Annotated in this window: 1 protein-coding gene and 1 pseudogene; both read left to right on the top strand. The window is 63.1% G+C overall.

Going from position 1 to position 1,875, the window contains the following annotated elements; all coding sequences use genetic code 11:
• Window positions 1-306 (top strand): annotated as a pseudogene (locus tag VGP39_RS27600) (branched-chain amino acid ABC transporter ATP-binding protein); the annotation flags it as partial.
• A gap of 4 nt (window positions 307-310) precedes the next feature.
• The coding region (locus tag VGP39_RS27595; protein ID WP_327571267.1) for a xanthine dehydrogenase family protein at window positions 311-1,875 on the top strand (1,565 nt) is incomplete at its 3' end.

The raw sequence follows: 1,875 nt of genomic DNA, 5'->3' as shown, positions 1-1,875 counted from the left end.
ACCATGTCCGGCGGCGAACAGCAGATGTGCGCGATCGGGCGCGGCATCATGGCTCGCCCAAAGCTCCTTCTGATCGACGAGCTGTCGCTCGGATTGGCGCCGAAGGCGGTCGAACTTCTCGCTGACAGCCTGGTCAAGATCAACCAGCAGGGCATTTCGATCCTGCTCGTCGAGCAGGACGTTATGACGGCTTTCGAGATCGCCAGCACCGGCTATGTTCTGGAGTCCGGCCGCGTGCGCATGCATGGCGATACCCAGACGCTCATTCAGGACCCGTCCGTGCAATCAGCTTACATGGGCCTGTGAGCAGATGAACGCGACATCAGCAGTATCCGGCGGGAAAGGTATCGGAAGCTCGATCCTTCGCAATGAAGACGAGCGCCTGCTCGCGGGACGCAGCTCGTTCATTGCGGACATCAGCCAGCCCGGCATGTGGGAAGTCGCGTTTCTGCGCAGTCCCGTGGCCCATGCCCATATCGTCAGCGTGCAGAAACCCGAGGGCGCTCAAAACCGGGTGTTCTTGTTGGCCGATCTGGGCGACGTGCTGCCGATCCGAGCGGATTCGCAGGCCAAGGGCTTTCGCCGCTCGGATTATCCCGCGCTTGCCAATGGCAAGGTGCGTTTCGTCGGCGAACCGATCGCAATCTGCCTTGGTCGTACTCGGGCCGAAGCCGAAGATCTTGCTGCCCAAGTAGTCGTCGAATTTGACGAGCTGCCTGCGGTGAGCGACCTTTCGCAGTGCCGCGACCCGGCTTATCCGCCGATCCACCCCGGGTGGACGGACAACCTTTTCCTTGAGACGCAGATCGATGTCGGCGACATCGAGGCCGCCCGCGCCAGTGCGGCGGTGACGCTGACGCGCGACTACAAGATGAACCGCCAGGCGATCGTCTCGCTCGAAGGCCGCGGCGTCGTGACCTATCTCGACGAGCGCACCGGCGAACTCGTAATCTATTCGTCGACGCAGTTTCCACACGTCATCAGGACAGCGCTTGCGAACTGTCTCAATATGAAGGAGCGTGAATTGCGCGTCGTCGCCCCGGAAGTCGGCGGCAGCTTCGGCGTCAAGAACAACCTCAATCCGGAAGAGATCGCGCTCGCGGCGCTGACCCGCAGGATCCGCAAGCCCCTACGCTGGATCGAGGATCGGCGTGAGCACCTCACGGCGTCGCCGCATGCACGCGAGCACCGCTATCGGGTGACGGTTCACGCCGACCGCAATGGCGTTGTGCTTGGACTGGAAGCCTCGATCGACGTCGACGCCGGGGCTTATTCGGTCTGGCCGTGGACCGCGCCGATGGAAGCCGGCATGGCGATCGGCTTTCTGCCGGGGCCCTATGCAATCACGAATTACCGTGCCACCGCACGCACCTGCGCCAGCAACAAGTCGCCACTGGGTCCTTACCGCGGGGTTGGCAGGCCGGGCGCGTGTTTCGCCATCGAGCGCACCATGGAAGAACTCGCCGCGCATCTCGGCCTAGACCCGATCGAGGTGCGGACGCGAAATTATGTCCGTCCCGACCAGTTTCCGTGGAAGTCGGCGGGCGGCAAGACCTACGATATCGGCGATTACCAGGCGAGCGCGGTGGCGGTGCGCCGCATGATCCGGCCGGAGCGGGTGGCCGCGTTGCGTGAACGTTACGCCGGCACCGACTACGAGATTGGTCTTGGTTACGCCACCTACCTTGAACAGACGGCACACGGAACGGCGGAATGGGTGCAGCGGGGCCTGCCTGTGGTGTTCGGCTACGAACAGGCGGCATTGCAGATGACGCCTGACGGCATGCTCATCATCGACGTGCCGATCCAGAATCACGGCCAGGGGTTGGAGACGACGCTCGCCCAGGTCGCCAGTGAAGAACTCGGTATCGATCC

The organism is Bradyrhizobium sp., from assembly GCF_036009065.1.
In the GTDB taxonomy this organism is placed as follows: Bacteria; Pseudomonadota; Alphaproteobacteria; order Rhizobiales; family Xanthobacteraceae; genus Bradyrhizobium.
This window is presented reverse-complemented; position numbering and strand designations above follow the sequence as displayed.